18 protein-coding genes are annotated in these 15524 nt (G+C 47.4%); 5 read left to right on the forward strand and 13 right to left on the reverse strand.

The window, feature by feature from the left end; genetic code table 11:
- Positions 1-42: 42 nt before the first annotated feature.
- The 5 genes from F5I99_RS11800 to F5I99_RS11820 all read right to left on the reverse strand — a co-directional run bounded on the left by F5I99_RS11800 (position 43) and on the right by F5I99_RS11820 (position 2521).
- Positions 43-309 (reverse strand): DUF6953 family protein, encoded by a 267-nt coding sequence (locus tag F5I99_RS11800; protein ID WP_151056249.1) that lies wholly within the window; start codon positions 307-309, stop codon positions 43-45.
- Positions 309-500, reverse strand: coding sequence for a YodC family protein (locus tag F5I99_RS11805; RefSeq protein WP_151056250.1), 192 nt, complete (start codon positions 498-500; stop codon positions 309-311). The genes F5I99_RS11800 and F5I99_RS11805 overlap by 1 nt, the downstream gene beginning before the upstream one ends.
- 78 nt (positions 501-578) lie before the next feature.
- On the reverse strand, positions 579-1454 hold the full coding sequence (locus F5I99_RS11810) for a DUF2726 domain-containing protein (RefSeq protein ID WP_151056252.1): 876 nt from the start codon (positions 1452-1454) through the stop codon (positions 579-581).
- 71 nt (positions 1455-1525) lie between these two features.
- Complete coding sequence (locus F5I99_RS11815; RefSeq protein ID WP_151056254.1) at positions 1526-1894, reverse strand: hypothetical protein; 369 nt, start codon at positions 1892-1894, stop codon at positions 1526-1528.
- A 411-nt stretch (positions 1895-2305) separates the two neighbouring features.
- Complete coding sequence (locus F5I99_RS11820) at positions 2306-2521, reverse strand: TIGR02450 family Trp-rich protein (RefSeq protein WP_151056256.1); 216 nt, start codon at positions 2519-2521, stop codon at positions 2306-2308.
- A gap of 379 nt (positions 2522-2900) precedes the next feature.
- Here F5I99_RS11820 and F5I99_RS11825 point away from each other — a divergent pair, with 379 nt between their 5' ends.
- Both F5I99_RS11825 and F5I99_RS11830 read left to right on the forward strand, forming a co-directional pair.
- Positions 2901-3875: a DUF1852 domain-containing protein gene (locus F5I99_RS11825; RefSeq protein ID WP_151056258.1), complete on the forward strand. Its 975-nt coding sequence runs from the start codon at positions 2901-2903 to the stop codon at positions 3873-3875.
- A 27-nt stretch (positions 3876-3902) separates the two neighbouring features.
- Complete coding sequence (locus F5I99_RS11830; protein ID WP_151059141.1) at positions 3903-4934, forward strand: methionine synthase; 1032 nt, start codon at positions 3903-3905, stop codon at positions 4932-4934.
- A 64-nt stretch (positions 4935-4998) separates the two neighbouring features.
- Here F5I99_RS11830 and F5I99_RS11835 read toward each other — a convergent pair whose 3' ends face one another.
- The 4 genes from F5I99_RS11835 to F5I99_RS11850 all read right to left on the reverse strand — a co-directional run bounded on the left by F5I99_RS11835 (position 4999) and on the right by F5I99_RS11850 (position 6518).
- Positions 4999-5388 (reverse strand): tautomerase family protein, encoded by a 390-nt coding sequence (locus F5I99_RS11835; RefSeq protein ID WP_151056260.1) that lies wholly within the window; start codon positions 5386-5388, stop codon positions 4999-5001.
- A gap of 48 nt (positions 5389-5436) precedes the next feature.
- Complete coding sequence (locus F5I99_RS11840) at positions 5437-5853, reverse strand: MarR family winged helix-turn-helix transcriptional regulator (RefSeq protein ID WP_151059143.1); 417 nt, start codon at positions 5851-5853, stop codon at positions 5437-5439.
- Between the two features lie 154 nt (positions 5854-6007).
- Positions 6008-6271 (reverse strand): Txe/YoeB family addiction module toxin, encoded by a 264-nt coding sequence (locus F5I99_RS11845; RefSeq protein ID WP_151056262.1) that lies wholly within the window; start codon positions 6269-6271, stop codon positions 6008-6010.
- Entirely contained in the window at positions 6264-6518 is a 255-nt protein-coding gene (locus F5I99_RS11850) for a type II toxin-antitoxin system Phd/YefM family antitoxin (protein WP_036513780.1), read from the reverse strand. Before F5I99_RS11850 ends, F5I99_RS11845 begins: the two co-directional genes overlap by 8 nt.
- A 442-nt stretch (positions 6519-6960) precedes the next feature.
- Between F5I99_RS11850 and F5I99_RS11855 the strand changes: the two genes are divergently transcribed.
- The gene (locus F5I99_RS11855; protein WP_233282103.1) at positions 6961-7755 is read left to right on the forward strand and encodes a DNA ligase; all 795 of its coding nucleotides are present in this window, start codon (positions 6961-6963) and stop codon (positions 7753-7755) included.
- A 60-nt stretch (positions 7756-7815) separates the two neighbouring features.
- Here the strand turns inward: F5I99_RS11855 and F5I99_RS11860 are convergent, their stop codons facing one another.
- Positions 7816-8583: an AAA family ATPase gene (locus tag F5I99_RS11860; RefSeq protein WP_225307391.1), complete on the reverse strand. Its 768-nt coding sequence runs from the start codon at positions 8581-8583 to the stop codon at positions 7816-7818.
- A gap of 87 nt (positions 8584-8670) precedes the next feature.
- Between F5I99_RS11860 and F5I99_RS11865 the strand changes: the two genes are divergently transcribed.
- Positions 8671-9588: an alpha/beta hydrolase gene (locus F5I99_RS11865; RefSeq protein ID WP_225307392.1), complete on the forward strand. Its 918-nt coding sequence runs from the start codon at positions 8671-8673 to the stop codon at positions 9586-9588.
- Here the strand turns inward: F5I99_RS11865 and F5I99_RS11870 are convergent.
- The 3 genes from F5I99_RS11870 to F5I99_RS11880 are packed head-to-tail and all read right to left on the reverse strand — an operon-like array spanning position 9529 to position 13053.
- A complete protein-coding gene (locus tag F5I99_RS11870) occupies positions 9529-9969 on the reverse strand; it encodes a hypothetical protein (protein ID WP_151056264.1) in 441 nt (146 codons plus the stop codon). The genes F5I99_RS11865 and F5I99_RS11870 overlap by 60 nt on opposite strands.
- On the reverse strand, positions 9956-11293 hold the full coding sequence (locus F5I99_RS11875; protein ID WP_151056266.1) for a phosphatase PAP2/dual specificity phosphatase family protein: 1338 nt from the start codon (positions 11291-11293) through the stop codon (positions 9956-9958). Before F5I99_RS11875 ends, F5I99_RS11870 begins: the two co-directional genes overlap by 14 nt.
- Entirely contained in the window at positions 11290-13053 is a 1764-nt protein-coding gene (locus F5I99_RS11880) for a bifunctional alpha/beta hydrolase/class I SAM-dependent methyltransferase (protein ID WP_225307393.1), read from the reverse strand. Before F5I99_RS11880 ends, F5I99_RS11875 begins: the two co-directional genes overlap by 4 nt.
- A gap of 301 nt (positions 13054-13354) precedes the next feature.
- On the opposite strand from F5I99_RS11880, the gene F5I99_RS11885 reads away from it, so the two are divergent.
- A complete protein-coding gene (locus tag F5I99_RS11885; RefSeq protein WP_151056268.1) occupies positions 13355-15520 on the forward strand; it encodes a methyl-accepting chemotaxis protein in 2166 nt (721 codons plus the stop codon).
- Positions 15521-15524: the final 4 nt, after the last annotated feature.

Raw genomic sequence — 15524 nt, forward strand, 5'->3', positions numbered from 1 at the left:
GTCCCAGCCGCGTCAGCGGCGAACAACACTACTTTGTTAGGATTAACCTCTTGCATCTCGGCCTGGCTCATCCTCTGCAACTCTAAACCTCCAATAACGATCAGGCTTCACCCACACAACGTTTGTTTCAGTGAGTTTCCTAAAAGCAGTAAGGACGTTACGATTTAACACCAGATTCCCATCACTGTTTTCTCTTAGGAGATTCTCATGATCTCCCTTAACTAGATAATCAACCACATCGTCTTGATAAATACAGCCATCTTTTTCAAGAGCCGAAAGCATCCATGCAGAGACGGCATCTGGAGTCATTACGATTCATCCTTTTTCACATATTCTAATGATTCAGTAGCGAATATACCTTGTTCAAGCTTTTTACCCGCAAACCACTGACATATGTATGAAGTACCAGAAGCATTGTTTTTACTTTTGATAGTCATGTCTGGCCCGCCAGATTTAAGTTTAACAATTTCACCTATCTGAAATTCTGTTGTATTACTCATGGATTTACTCCTTTTTTGAGTTTTAGCTTAACACTTGACGATAAAAGCGTAGCTTTTGGGGTTAAGTGCTTACTTTTGTTAGAAAACTGGGTAGCTAAAGCTACCACAAGTAGTTGAACAACTTGGACTTAATTTTGAGCAAAAGTCGTCAATAATAATTCTGAACTCATTGAAGGATACCGCCTGGATATTACCCAAGAAGTAATCATTTAATTTTTTGTCTAAATCAAATATAGCAAGCATGCTGATTAAATCACCAATATATACAGCAGTATATAGTTGCCGACGCATTCCAGTTTTCACATAGATAACGTTTTCATTATCAACTTCAACCCAGCAAATACAACGATAGCTATCATTTTTGTCAACTCCCACCCAGTTTGACGGAGATGGCTGACTTATCTTTTTGGATTTATATAGATTCTGTATTTCTACCTGTATATTGGATGAAATCCAATAAGGCCATCTATTACCTTTTCCATCATCAAAAAATGAGCATAGATCAAAAGGCTCATCATACGGGACGATTCCATTCTTCTGTGCTTCGTAGAAGGCTTTTTCCAAAAACCAGACATCAATAAAATATGTTAAGAGGTCAATTCCTTTGTATTTTCTATTGATGTAGTTGGAATTTATACACAGAATGGGATGATTAAATTTTTCACATAAAGATTCTTTTAACCGATCATTCCTAATTTGTTTAGCATCTGTAGTGTGTTGTTTACCGTCATACTCTACACTAAAAAGCGGCATGTAATTATCATCCGTGACAACAAAATCAAAATGTGCTTTAAGACAATAGCTATACTCTTCCGCAGCAATTCCACTGCCGGATATTGGAAAAACATCAGCAAGCCTAACCTTTGCGAAAACATGCGCATTACTTTCGATAGAGCTTTTCAGCTTATCAAAAGTTATCTCTTCATATTTATTTAGCAGCCTGAGGTTAGTCATATCGTATTCTCTAACGCCCGCGTAAAGCGCGCGAGGTACGAGCGTCGCATTTGACGCAATTGTTAAATCTTTTAGTCAATTCTCCGCCCCAAGATTTTTGCGACTATCCCGGCAATACCTTTTTCTGTGCGTTGAGCATTTGCCCCAAAGAAATGGTTGCGGATAGCGAAAAATGCTCCCACTATCAGGCAGGCATTTCCAACCCAAGCCGTTAACCGGATAAGTCGGCCATATCGTGCCTCCAGAATAGGATAGAACTGACTACCCTCTTGCGCGGCAAGTTGACCTTCAAGATAGCCACCTAATCCAATATAAATTAGAAAGTACGCAAAAAGGCCAACAAGTAGCGCCCCCCACCAAGGAAGACGGGAGGCAACGCGAACGACATCGGTTACCACCGATCCGAGATTATTATTTCTGCGATATCTGCGACCCATCATAATCCCCAGTTGAGATTTAACATTTATATCATAGCCCCAAAGACCACTATACCAATACGACTAACCCTGCACTTTAATTGGCAAAACCCAGAGCTGATCTATCTTCCCACACATGTACAGCCTCGATACCGGTAGGCAAACAGGTCATCAAGGCCACTATCCCGATATTATGCAGTCTTATCGCACAGAGAAAGCCTATTGCGGTTGTGTAAACGGGCAGCATCCAAAAAACACAGCTAACTCGCTGAGCACCAAGCAGGCTACCGCACGGCCTGTGTCATATTACAGTCGCCGTATATCCAGATTGTCTATAATGGATTAAAACAGGCAAAGTAGATTGCTGCAAGCTTTGTTGTGAGTGTTAAAACAGCGCTATTAGCCACTCTGTAGAGCTATTGAGGCAGTAGAAAATTACTTCCAACCCATTCGCCATTCTGCCTCATTCTTTAGTGTCTGCCAGGGAAAACTGTACACTTGCCGGGTCAGCACCGCCTCTAGCAAACACGCCACCACCCGCTCCTGCTCGTCCCGAACCAATTCCGTGACCATGAAGTGTTTCTCTTTATTATGCGGCGTAACGGCTGTCCATTTGCTGCGTAGAAGCTTTTCTGGATTGATGATGTTCACTGTTTATCTCCACCCAACTGAAAACCTATTGAACTGACTCATGCCATTTGAACGTTGGCGTAACCAAAATGGATCAGGTTGTAACCTGGGAGCGCAATGGCTGGCGCGGTGGAGCCCTCAGGTTCGCATCAGCAGTACCGACTTTTAAAGAGGATGCGGGTTGTGAGGTCCATTAAGAGGCCTTTAGGAGGGATAAATTAATAACTCTCATGGAGAAGTGAAATATCATCGTTTTCATTCATGTTGATTTGAACGTATAAAGTACACACAGCCTTCAAGCACAGACGACAGACCGGAGAGCTATTGGCGAACCCAGCAACAACAAACAGCACATTCAGGGTTTGTCTCAGCAAATGAGTAAAAGGGATACCAGACAACGATGAATCAAGATTTCACTTTTAGTATTAAGCGTATTCGTTTCGATGAGCACTATCAGCCGTCGGACAGTACCCGTATCACCACCAACTTTGCCAACCTGGCAAGGGGTGAGTGTCGCCAGCAGAATTTGCACCATGCTCTGAAGATGATTGACAATCGTTTTAATGCGTTAGCGCATTGGGATAACCCCAACAGCGATCGCTACTCTGTCGAGCTGGAAATCATTTCCGTTGATATGGAAATCGAAGGCCAGGGTGACAGCTTTCCCTCGATTGAAGTGTTGAAAACCAACATTGTGGATCATGCCACCAATGAACGCATTGAAGGGATTGTTGGTAACAACTTCTCTTCCTATGTGCGGGATTATGATTTTAGCGTATTGCTACTTGATCATAATAAGCAACAAGCCCAATTCAGCATCCCGGAGAATTTTGGCGATCTGCATGGCAAGCTTTTCAAGTACTTCGTCAGCTCAAAAGCCTATCAGCAGCATTTCAAAAAGCCACCAGTGATTTGTTTGAGCGTTTCGGATAACAAGACCTATCACCGCACGGAGAACCAGCATCCGGTATTAGGCGTGGAATACCAGCCAAACGAATCATCGCTGACCGAGCTGTATTTCAAAAAAATGGGACTGGACGTTCGCTATTTTATGCCACCCAACAGTGTCGCGCCTTTGGCCTTCTATTTCTTTGGTGATTTGCTGAACGATTACACTAACCTTGAGCTGATTAGCACCATCAGCACCATGGAAACCTTTCAAAAGATTTACCGGCCAGAAATTTATAATGCCAACGCTGTCGCCGGAAAATGCTATCGACCGAATTTGAAAAACCCGGATCACTCAATCACACACATAGTGTATGACCGGGAAGAGCGCAGCACCTTAGCCATCGCACAGGGGAAGTTTGCTGAAGAGCACTTTATCAAACCCTATCGTGCCGTTCTGGATCAATGGTCAGCTAACTACGCTTAATTAATCACTCAGATAAAAGTATTTATGATGAAAACACTATTACCGACATCAACAGCAGGCAGCTTACCTAAACCCTCCTGGCTGGCACAACCTGAGACACTCTGGTCACCCTGGAAATTGCAGGGTGAGGAACTCATTCACGGCAAACAGGATGCGCTACGTCTGTCATTGCAGGAACAACAACAGGCAGGTATCGATATTGTCAGTGACGGTGAACAAACGCGCCAACACTTTGTGACAACCTTTATTGAACACCTGAGTGGAGTTGATTTTGAGAAGCGTAAAACGGTCCGAATTCGTAACCGTTATGATGCCAGTGTGCCAACCGTAGTGGGCCCTGTTTCCCGACAAAAACCCGTTTTTGTTGAAGATGCCAGGTTTTTACGTCAGCAAACCACGCAACCGATAAAATGGGCGTTGCCAGGCCCGATGACAATGATCGACACGCTGTATGATGACCACTATAAAAGCCGTGAAAAACTCGCCTGGGAATTTGCCAAAATACTGAATCAGGAAGCGAAAGAGCTAGAGGCAGCGGGTGTGGATATCATTCAATTTGATGAGCCTGCCTTTAACGTGTTTTTTGATGATGTGAATGCCTGGGGCATTGCCTGTCTGGAAAGAGCCATCGAAGGGCTGAAATGCGAAACGGCCGTCCATATCTGCTATGGCTATGGCATCAAAGCCAATACCGATTGGAAAAAAACCCTGGGCTCGGAGTGGCGGCAATACGAAGAAGCGTTCCCGAAACTGCAAAAATCCAATATCGATATTATCTCGCTCGAATGTCACAACTCACATGTACCCATGGAACTACTGGAGTTGATCCGGGGTAAAAAAGTGATGGTCGGCGCCATCGATGTGGCAACCGACACCATCGAGACACCCGAGGAAGTCGCGGATACGCTGAGAAAGGCCCTGCAATTTGTCGATGCCGACAAGCTGTATCCTTGCACTAACTGCGGTATGGCACCTTTATCCCGTCAGGTTGCAACAGGCAAGCTCAGCGCCTTGGCAGCAGGGGCACAAATTGTGCGCAATGAATTACTTGCCAGATAAGATCCACAGGCTGAGGGTTACTTTAAACCGGTAGCCCTCAGGTTCACATCAGCAGTACCGATTTTTAAAAATGGTATCGGTACTCTTGAGTCTTGCCTGCGTAGCCGTATGCGGTAGCCCGTACGTCTTGAACGTAAACATAGCTCACTTCATGCAGATCTCCGAGCAATTTGCTAAACCCGTCAAATGCGGCATGGATATACTCGACCTTCTCAGCTTTGGTGTTTGTCTCATCTGTGATTTTGATATCAAAGTAGACACTTTGTTTACCAAGCTCTGCTAGAGATGTTCCACCAATGATCCAGTCTTCTGGATCAACGTAGTCGATTGCGATTGACGTTACCTCCGGCTTTTTCTTGAGGATCCGGGTTGTGAGATCCATTAAGAGGCCGGAAATGGACTTTGTCATTTCCGGAGATTTTTTTGCACTTACTTTGACGTTGAGAATGGGCATAGTTGATTTCCTTTAGTTAGCTTTGCAACTATATAGATATAAAAACACTCACTTTAAGGCGGAGCGCACACCACGAACCTTGTTCACCGTATCAGCAAAAACTTCTTCTCCGATGGTGTGCTTAATTCTTGTCGTCACGACCCCACTAGCTTCATTGAGCGCCGCATGAATTTCGACCGCCGCCGCTGTCGGCTGAACGGTTTGCTCTCGACCATCCTGTTCGGAACTTATGCGCTGAATAAAGCCCTTCGCCGCAAGACCATCAAGTGCGCGTGTTGCTGTAGGTCGTGATATGGCCATGGATTCAGCAATTTCACGCTGGAGCAAACCGGGCCTATCCAACACCGTCCGAAGCATAAATGCTTGGGGCGGTGTTAACCCAAAAGGCGCAAAGGCATCAGCCCACTCTTTCTCAAGTTGTCGAGCCAGCGCAGTTGTATTGAAGTAGAGGCAATATTCAAACATAGCCACAGTGTAGCCACATGTAGTTAGCAATGCAACTATATAAGCAGGGAATCACGAAAAGAGGTTACTTTAAACCGGTAGCCCTCTGCACAATCATCGGCGTGTGAGGGGTATTCCCGGTTACCCGATTAGTTGTCCTGAGAGCGCAACGAATCTAATAGTGATAACGACACGAAATGATCGTAATCGCAGTATCATCCACTGCATAGACGAATCGATTCGTATCATCTATACGCCGCGACCAAAAACCAGCCAAGTTTTCCTTTAATGGTTCAGGTTTACCAATACCTTCAAAAGGTGAGCGTCTAACGTCGTTTAACAGCTTATTTATTCGTTTAAGCGTTTTTTTGTCCTGGGTTTGCCAATACAGGTAATCCGTCCAGGATTCGTCAGTCCATGACAGTAGACGACTACTCATCTATCAAATCTCTACTCGTTACTTTACCAGCTTTAAATTGTGCAATTGAGCGATTCAAATGCTCAGCATTTGCTGGTGAGCGCAGCAGGTGCACTGTTTCCATCAGACTATTGTAGTAATCTAGCGACATAACAACAGCATCTTCCGAATCACGGCGGGTAATCACCGCTGTATCTGCGTCATTAACGACAGAGTCTAGCACCGCTTTCAGACTATTTCTTGCTTCAGTAAAAGACACAATTCTCATAGAACCTCCACATGTACATTTTACCGGACAAGTATAGCCTCAAACCCTAACATGTACAATAAAACGCACATGTAGATTATGATAGCTAACGAGCCTGTCAGATTAGACATTTTGAAATCAAAATCCACAGCATCGACAGCGCCTGCTTCATTCTGTTAATTGTTTCGAGGCTCTCTGCGGCATAGTCAGCAACTCTGATTACTGGATCAAACTTCATCAAAGTACTGCTGTCCATGTGAATACCCTCCAGCTTTTAGATAAATGTGCAGCTGTTCCGTTGATGCATAATTCCCAGTACTGTAATCTATTCGTACAGCTAGCGCAGGAGCGCTTCAACTTACTGACAAGCAAGGATGCTATGATGTCAAACCTCTCGAAATTCTCAAAACTACCTCGCGTTTATTTTATTGTTCTGTGTGTTGGCGCTTGTGCCCTGTTCTCTGTGAAATCTTCAGCACAGGTACAACTGGCAGAGGTTTATAACCAGGATAGTACCGTCACCATCAGCGACTATTTAGTCAGTGAAAAATATGATGGTGTAAGGGCTATCTGGACGGGCGAACAACTGCTGACCCGGCAAGGCAACCCGATACCAGCGCCTAATTGGTTCACCGCGCCCTTACCCGCGGTTTGGCTGGATGGTGAGTTATGGACACAACGTCAGGATTTCGAAACCCTAAGTAGCATCGTACGCACCCAAACAGCCAACGATGACCGATGGCGCCAGGTCAGTTATATGGTTTTTGATATGCCTGATGCCCAGCTTCCCTTTGAGCAACGTTACAAAAACTATACCGACTTAATAGAACAGATAAATGCAGCGCATATCAAAGCCATACAACAGCTGCGTTTTGATTCCAATCAGGCGTTAAGTGAACATCTGCAGGCTCTTGTTGAAAGCGGCGCGGAAGGCTTGATGCTGCATTTAGCCAGCGCACACCATCGGTCCGGCAGAAGTGATGCGTTATTGAAGCTAAAGCCTTATTTTGACGCCGAAGCCGAGGTGATTGCGCATTTGCCCGGCCAAGGCAAATACACCGGCATGCTAGGCGCTCTACGAGTGCGAAATCAACAAGGCATTGAGTTTTCTGTCGGCAGTGGATTCACTGATGCCGAACGCGCCAATCCCCCGCCTATCGGCAGTACAATTACCTATAAATACCACGGCTACACCAATAATGGTCTGCCCCGCTTCACCAGTTTTTTACGGGTTCGGGGCGATAGGCAGCACGAATAAGGATTCGGTATGACCCAGTGCGCTAGACATGACAGGGAAAGCAGACGTGTGAATACTTGGTTAATTATCATCCTCGTCAGCAAACAAATACCCGAGGATTCGCTCGGGTCCATTCAAAAATTCTTTAGTGATCAGGTAGTGATCTGTTTCGTGGTAGTCTACTTCCCGAATACCCTCTTCCTCGAACTGATACAGAGTGGCACCGGGATAGGCCAGAAGAATTGGTGAGTGGGTGGCAATCAGAAATTGTGCGTGACGCGGGACTTCAAGCTCATGAATGATTCTTAAGAACGCCAGTTGTCTTTGAGGTGACAGGGCGGCCTCTGGTTCATCAAGAATGTATAGTCCGTGTTCAAAGCGATGCTGAAATAATGCCAGGAAGGACTCGCCATGAGATTGCTGATGCAGTGATTTGCCGCCGTAAGCCATAAAATTGGAGACACTGTCGAGGTAGCTTGCGAAATTGTAAAAGCTTTCCGCACGCATAAAAAACCCTTCCGTCATTTTAGGCATCCACGAGAGCCGCAGAGCCTGTGCCAGCTCTGAGCGGTCTTCTCTCGCTTCCCGATAGTGGTCTCGGTTCCCGCCTTCTGGATTGAAACCACAGATTTCGGCGAGAGCCTCAAGAAGGGTGGATTTTCCACTGCCATTCTCACCGACGAAGAATGTAACGGGTGTGGGTAGGTCAAGATTAATGCCATGCCGGAACGCCGGGATGTTAAACGGGAAGCGGTTACCGGTCATGGGTTCGGAGTTGCTACGTATACTGCGTAAGTAGGGTGCACCTAAACGGGAAGCACCTTTTTGCGAAATTTTTCTGGACGCCATCAGTAACTCTCATTCTTCCATAGTGCTATGTACTCAATGAACTTTTACAATAGCACTCATCATCATTATTGTGGAACCACTGACTGAATGAATATCTGGTTATATGTCGCAGGGTTTGTATGCCTGGCAGTATTCGTTGTTATGGCGTTACGACATCGATTTCACCAGCGTCTGCGCCAGGAACTTAGCCCCTCGCGTGAACCCGTCACCGAGTTACCCGATCTGGTTCATCTTAATTGCCAAACAGTTCGCTTCGCCACGGAGCGAGGACGTATGCTGGAAGGCTGGTGGCTAACTGGTGAAGCGGCACAAGGCCAGGTGATATTAACGCATGGCTGGGGTGCAAACCGGCAAGCGTTACTGCCCTTAGTGCCGATGCTAGTGGCGGCTGGTTGGAATGTACTGTTGTTTGACGTGCGAAACCATGGCAATAGCGACGAAGATACCTTCTCTTCGATGCCACGTTTCGCAGAGGATATTGACGCGGCGATAGCCTGGTTAAACAACACCCAAGGGAAATGCCCGATTGCGTTGATCGGTCATTCGGTGGGTGCAGCGGCAACGCTACTGGCTGCCTCACGCCGTAACGACATCACAGCCGTGGTGAGTTTATCCAGCTTTGCCCATCCCGCCGATATGATGAAGCGCTGGTTAGTGGAAAAAGGCATTCCTTTTTATCCACTCGGCTGGTACGTGCTGCGCTATGTACAACGGGTTATAGGTTATCGGTTTGATTCAATCGCCCCTGTTGACACCCTGACCCGTATTCATTGCCCGGTTCTACTGGTGCATGGCGACAGGGATACCATCATCCCTTTGGAGGACGCTTATACACTGGCAAGCAAAACAAACAACGCCGTGTTACGTGTCGTTCCAGGTGGCCATGACCTGTCCCCTAGCATTGCTCAGCATGGCGACGAGTTAGTTGCATTTTTACATGATGCCTTAAAACCAGACAGCGACAGCCGTCATCAGCAGCTGCATCACCATGCAGATTATCTGTAGACGCAACAGTCGTAGGGCGCCAGCGCGCCGGTTGCTCAGGTCTGTTTCGATATCTGTTGCAGCTACACGTCGACCCACCTGCTTATCAAAGGCGTTCAGGTCCGCCTTGGGATCGGCACCTCCGTGCCAGCGATTGGCCCAGGTGCGGAAGATATTGGCATCGAACCTTACCCGCAAAGCAAAGTAAACCTGCAGGAGTGCCATAACCATTGCTGCCAATAGCAGAGGATGACTCACCGAGTGCCCTAGTAGCCATAGCAGCAGCCCCAGCATCAATAAGGCAACACTGATCTGGGCTATATAAGAGCCGATATTGAGCAGGCTTGCGGTAACGGCGGCTGTAGCTGCCAGGGCACTGAGCTCTTGTTCAGGCGGGGTCATGGTTAGGTGCCATCAATATAAGTGCCTTCAATACCTGACGATGTGTTTCCTTAAAGACGACCTGTGGACGACCTGCTTTAATCATCCTTATCGTGTTGTTGACGCTATCGGCCCGACCGCTGAGTAACAACCAAGCTGCTACAGTTAAGGCACTGCGAGAGTAACCCAGAGCACAACAGACGAGGATACGAGCTCCGTTTTGGTGAGCTGTTTCCAGTGTATCTGCCGCCTGTTTGAGCGTGTTTACATCAGGCACAGTCAGATCGAGCATCGGAACACTGTAGCGCTGGGTAGCCGTGCGTGGTGAGTCGAACTCGGCGGTCAAATCCACGAGGGCATCAAAACCACCTCGACTCAGTTCAGACGCCGTTGGCATGCGACCCAGCCAGACTTTATCGGTGATTTGATTGGCTGCCGGCTGCTGGCGTGTCCAGAGACGACTATTGATCCAAGCCCCCAGCCGATAGGGAGCCAGTAGCCAGCGTACAGCAACAGCTTGCTGCCCATCCTGCTTCTGGAAGCCTGCCGCACCGGCCCAGGCGTAATTGATAGCAACCAGAGTCAGCGCAGCGGCAGGCCACATGGCCAGCAGTGCCCATCCACCCAGCATGGCGATCAAGGTACAAATGACTGCACCAAGCAGATAGCTGAGAGCAAGCTGCGGATGGCTGCGGTGCGCACCCTTGCGGATAAGGAGTGGCGAGTCACCCCTATCAGGCCACAACCACAGGCAGATAAACCCGACAAGCAAGCCAGTCGGCACATCAATGAAGTGGTGCTGCCAGGTGGTAAGCACTGAGACAGCCACCAACACAGCCCAGCTATGCCAAACCCATCGCCTCCCAGGACTAGCCCGCCTCACCAGCGTCCACCAGATGATGACCAGCAGGCTGATATGCAGTGAAGGGGCCTGATTGTAGGGTAGATCGAAACCAGCCAGGAGATCGAAAAGCGTACCGAACATGCCGGTCGTTTCAGGTTTCTCACCGGAGAAACGTAGCGGGAAAAGGATAAAACAGCTCACAGAAATCAACTGTGCCGTTAATAGCCGCAAGCCGTGGTGATTTACCTCTCGCGGACTGCGACAAACCAGAAAAGAGAAGCCATACATAAGGTCGATGGACCAATAGGGCAAGATAGTCCAGGGAAGAAAAGGGATCACCCATTCCCAGGCAAAGACAATACTCTCAGTCACCCCACGACTGGCAGCCCATTGATTGCTCCAGCCGTAGCTCAGAAAAAACAGCGGCGCCAGCAGAACCAGCCAGGCGAGACTGTGTTTCAGCCGAATCGACTCGCGAACAGGCGTAGCAACCGTATTCATACTAGCTTGCGTCGTGCAATCGATACGGTAAAGATGCCCCACTCGTCAATACGCTGTTCAATTTTTACAAAACCGGCCTGACGTACTAACTGATCCATTTCTGCTTGAGTACGGCGACGCATAACCCAGGCATCACCATCACGATGACTGGTGAGAGCCCGCGCAATCATCTCCAGTTGTGGATGCCAGGGCTGACCTGTGTAGATAAGATAACCACCCTCTTCGATGGCTTGTGCCATGCCTGCCAGGGAAGCCCGCACCATATCGTTATCCGGGAACAACTCATACAGGCCTGAGACGATGCCTAGTGTGGTTCCCGGCTGTGCATTGGCAACAGACTCGGTGTTAAAGGCATCACCTTTCTCAAAGCGAATCCAGTTTGACAAGCCTCGTTCTTCGATCAGCCGTCCGCCATCACGCACGTTGATATCTGAATAGTCCCGTAACAACACGCTGTCGGATGTATCGGTCTCATGGGTTAGCGCATCAAGTACATAGCGGCCATGGCCAGCGGCGATATCGAGCACTTTAACCGGCTTGCCTTCCTCGCGCAGCTTAGCTCTGACCTGACGCAACAGCGCTTCCATGTTCACCTTGCGCTGGCGAATGCCACGCCAGCCAATGGCATTCAGATAGTTCTTATCCACCAGGCGGCCAATAAAGCCAATCCCACCAGGCTGGTTTCGATATACATAATCAAGCGAACTACCCGAGTCGAACCCAGTGCGATAGCCCAGAGCGATACCGTCTGAAACCATGCCTGACCAATGCAGTCCTTGGCGGTAACGCTTCCACCACCAGTTCTTAAAACTCCCTTTGGGTAACGGTGCAGAGAGTTGCTGGGACTCTTCAAAGGTATAACCCTGGCGGTCAGCCTGTGTCAGGTCTACCACAGGTGCAGGCTCATCGAACTGACGCTGTATGAACTGACGAATCAGCGCCACAGCCTGGTCACGGTCCGCCTCGCCCAGCGTGTCATGGTAGAAACCTTCAAGTAGATGCATTTCCTTGACAGAGGAGCCGAGCTTATTGAAAAAATCGATCTGTGGCTGCTGCTCAACCACCCAGTCTGAACCCGAGATCAGCAGTTGTGTGGGTAGGGTGATGGCTGCAGCATCAGCAACGATACGCTCTGCTGCCTCGTAGAGACCAAGCAGGATGTTCACTGATATCGCCCGGGCTATCAGCGGATCATTATCGAAACTGGCCTGACGTTCCGGGTCATGCGTAAGGAGTTTTGACTTGACATAGCTGTTGACGAAAAAGTTACCGCGTATTTTCTGCAGCAGTTTGAGGCCCGGCCGTGCAAAGGGCACATAGAGTTTCACCTTGAAAGCGGGTGAAGCCAATACCAACGCCCGTACTTGCGGTGCATAATCGTGCGCCCAGGTGGAAACCAGTACCGCTCCCACGCTCTGCGCCAGTATGACCATATCTCCCTGATCAATGCCATGGGTCGCCTGGATATGGTCAATGAAGGTTTGCACATCACGTACTGAGGTACCGTAACTCGGGGAAAAACCACGTTCACCCGGCGAATGACCATGGCCACGAGCATCCCAGGCAAAGATATCGAAATCGTCTAGAGCAAGTTCTTCAACCAGATGCGCCATGCGACCGGAATGTTCATGGCCGCGGTGAAACATAACTATTGCGCCCCGCCGCACCCCAATGGCAGGCCAATGACGGTAGAAAAGCTCAACACCGTCGTGTGTGCTGAAGTAATTTTCGCTGGTGATGGGATTTTTCAACATATCCATGGTATTTCATCCTTTTTGTTTGAGGCTTAGGGTTCCACTCAATGCCTCTTTTGCCCTTGGGGCGCACTCTTTTCAAGGTGGTGAATCATGCATTGCAAATATACGTTGGATTTGCCTCAGAGGGCAAACCCATTCAGTTTTTAAAGCATGACCCAAATCAAAACCTATTGAGCTGACTCATACTGTTCTGAATTAATCCTAAAGTTTCACGATAAATCGACTTTAGTACAGGTCTAATTTGTATCTTTACAGCTGTATAATAAAAAATCGAGTTTACGCTCATTTTTGAGGATTAAAGATCATGCTGCGTTCAATAAAAGCAAAAATAGCGGTTTCAGCTGCAATTGGTGTACTGGTAACAGTTTTCTTACTGATTATATTTAGCGTTTACTCATCAAGGCAATCTAGCTCCTTAGTTAGAATTGAAGTATCAGACCTTGTCACCAAAATAACTCTCGAAAAAATGATGAGCATCGCAGCTGATTCATCAAAAAATATTGCCAGAAAACTAGAGAAGGGTCTTCAGGCTGCAGAAACTCTATCGAACGCTGCATCTGGATTGAAAGCATCCCAAACTGGGCAGACATCAGTAAATATAGACAGAGCAACCTTCAACACTATTTTGCAAAATGTGCTTGATGCGGACAAGGATCTTAACGGTGTTTACAGTGCTTGGGAGCCGAATGCATTTGACAATCTAGACGCGAGTAATGCCAACGGACAATATGGCAACAACCCCGACACAGGGCGGTTCACCCCTTACTGGGTTCGTGATGCCAGCGGGAGAGTCGATGTGCAACCCCTGGTTGAATATGATTCGTTGGAGGCTCACCCTAACGGTGTGAAGAAAGGTGCCTGGTTTCAGGTTCCTAAATCTACGTCACAACCCACAGTTACAGCCCCTTTACCTTATGTTGTGCAAGGACGGAATGTATGGTTAGCCACACTGTCTTCTCCCATCATGGTAAATGATAGATTTGTAGGCGTTACCGGTACGGATTATGATCTGGATTTTGTTCAGAACCTAAGCAAAAGTGTGGCGGAATCGATCTATAAAGATGCGGCCATCGTTCGCATAATCACCTCAGATGGCTTATATATAGCCGATAGCGGAAACGCAAATAACATCGGTCAATCCATTCAAGGGACCTCTTCTGAATTTGGTCAGAAAATCGTCGATCAAATCAAACTTGGCGATATCGGTTACTTTATTGATGAAGCTAATAATACCGTTAACGTTATTGCGCCCATTATGCTGGGAAATACCAATATAAGTTGGGGGGTAGCTATCACACTTGATAAAGCACTGGTATTGAGTGAGGTTGAAGATATAACAACCAAGATTGACAGCCAAAATAAAAATGATGCTATATGGCAAATTGTCATTGGCATAGTTCTGTCTGTCTTGGCTGTATTGGGCATGTTTATATTGGCAAGGAACATGAGCAAACCGATAATGAATGCCGTAGATATGGCTAAAGAAATTTCCAAAGGACGCTTCGATAGACGATTGAATTACTCCAAAGAAGATGAAGTGGGTCAACTGTCTTTAGCCCTCGACAATATGGCAAATATTCTTAAATCTCATGCTGATGTTGCAGAAAAAATTGCCAGCGGTAATCTCAACCAGACAGTCACTATGGCCGGAGCTGATGACCAGCTTGGTCTTGCCCTCAAAAAAATGCTGGATGACTTGAATCAACTGGTCAGTGAGATTAAAACTCGGGCGGACATTATTGGTAGTAACTCTGATACGGTTTCGGTCATGAGCGATGATTTGTCTAATGGAGCTACAGATTCTGCAGCCTCAGTAACCGAGATAAGTGCATCTATCGCTCAAATCGCAACCCAAATCAGGCAAACCGCCAGTAACGCTGAAAAAGCCAGCGGTCTCTCTCTTGCAAGTGCGGACTCGGCGGGTGATGGCAATAATCTGATGGAAGAACTACAAGTTGCCATGAGTGAAATTGAGATGGCTGGCAACGATATTAATGAATTCATTAGAGTCATTCAATCTATAGCAGAACAAACCAATCTGCTGGCACTCAATGCAGCCATTGAGGCAGCCAGAGCAGGCGAGCAAGGACGAGGGTTTGCAGTTGTCGCTGACGAGGTTCGTCAGCTAGCGTCAAGAAGTGCAGAAGCAGTTAAACAAACATCCCTTCTGGTAAGTGCTTCGAACGAAAAAACCCACAAAGGTATAGCCTTATCAGCTCAAACGGCTGAGGCACTGCAAAAGATTGTCCAAAACACGCATGATGCAGCGGCCTTGGTCAGAGAAATCTCTTCTGCATCAATACAACAGTCTACCGGCGCAGAACAGGTAGGCATTGCGATACAGCAGATTGACGAGGTTTCACATCGTAATAGTCAAACGTCTGAGAAATGCGCTATAGCATCCAACGAACTGGCTCAGGAGGCTGCAAAACTTACCTCACTCGTAGGTCGCTTTAACCTTAAGAAATAATGAG

Source organism: Nitrincola iocasae (genome assembly GCF_008727795.1).
In the GTDB taxonomy this organism is placed as follows: domain Bacteria; phylum Pseudomonadota; class Gammaproteobacteria; order Pseudomonadales; family Balneatricaceae; genus Nitrincola; species Nitrincola iocasae.

Bases quoted from the DNA above. Each gene is read 5' to 3' on its own strand.
- F5I99_RS11800 (WP_151056249.1), bottom strand. From the start codon at position 309: ATGACTCCAGATGCCGTCTCTGCATGGATGCTTTCGGCTCTTGAAAAA.
- F5I99_RS11805 (WP_151056250.1), bottom strand. From the start codon at position 500: ATGAGTAATACAACAGAATTTCAGATAGGTGAAATTGTTAAACTTAAA.
- F5I99_RS11810 (WP_151056252.1), bottom strand. From the start codon at position 1,454: ATGACTAACCTCAGGCTGCTAAATAAATATGAAGAGATAACTTTTGAT.
- F5I99_RS11815 (WP_151056254.1), bottom strand. From the start codon at position 1,894: ATGATGGGTCGCAGATATCGCAGAAATAATAATCTCGGATCGGTGGTA.
- F5I99_RS11825 (WP_151056258.1), top strand. From the start codon at position 2,901: ATGAATCAAGATTTCACTTTTAGTATTAAGCGTATTCGTTTCGATGAG.
- F5I99_RS11830 (WP_151059141.1), top strand. From the start codon at position 3,903: ATGAAAACACTATTACCGACATCAACAGCAGGCAGCTTACCTAAACCC.
- F5I99_RS11835 (WP_151056260.1), bottom strand. From the start codon at position 5,388: ATGCCCATTCTCAACGTCAAAGTAAGTGCAAAAAAATCTCCGGAAATG.
- F5I99_RS11840 (WP_151059143.1), bottom strand. From the start codon at position 5,853: ATGTTTGAATATTGCCTCTACTTCAATACAACTGCGCTGGCTCGACAA.
- F5I99_RS11845 (WP_151056262.1), bottom strand. From the start codon at position 6,271: ATGAGTAGTCGTCTACTGTCATGGACTGACGAATCCTGGACGGATTAC.
- F5I99_RS11850 (WP_036513780.1), bottom strand. From the start codon at position 6,518: ATGAGAATTGTGTCTTTTACTGAAGCAAGAAATAGTCTGAAAGCGGTG.
- F5I99_RS11860 (WP_225307391.1), bottom strand. From the start codon at position 8,583: ATGGCGTCCAGAAAAATTTCGCAAAAAGGTGCTTCCCGTTTAGGTGCA.
- F5I99_RS11865 (WP_225307392.1), top strand. From the start codon at position 8,671: ATGAATATCTGGTTATATGTCGCAGGGTTTGTATGCCTGGCAGTATTC.
- F5I99_RS11870 (WP_151056264.1), bottom strand. From the start codon at position 9,969: ATGACCCCGCCTGAACAAGAGCTCAGTGCCCTGGCAGCTACAGCCGCC.
- F5I99_RS11875 (WP_151056266.1), bottom strand. From the start codon at position 11,293: ATGAATACGGTTGCTACGCCTGTTCGCGAGTCGATTCGGCTGAAACAC.
- F5I99_RS11880 (WP_225307393.1), bottom strand. From the start codon at position 13,053: ATGGATATGTTGAAAAATCCCATCACCAGCGAAAATTACTTCAGCACA.
- F5I99_RS11885 (WP_151056268.1), top strand. From the start codon at position 13,355: ATGCTGCGTTCAATAAAAGCAAAAATAGCGGTTTCAGCTGCAATTGGT.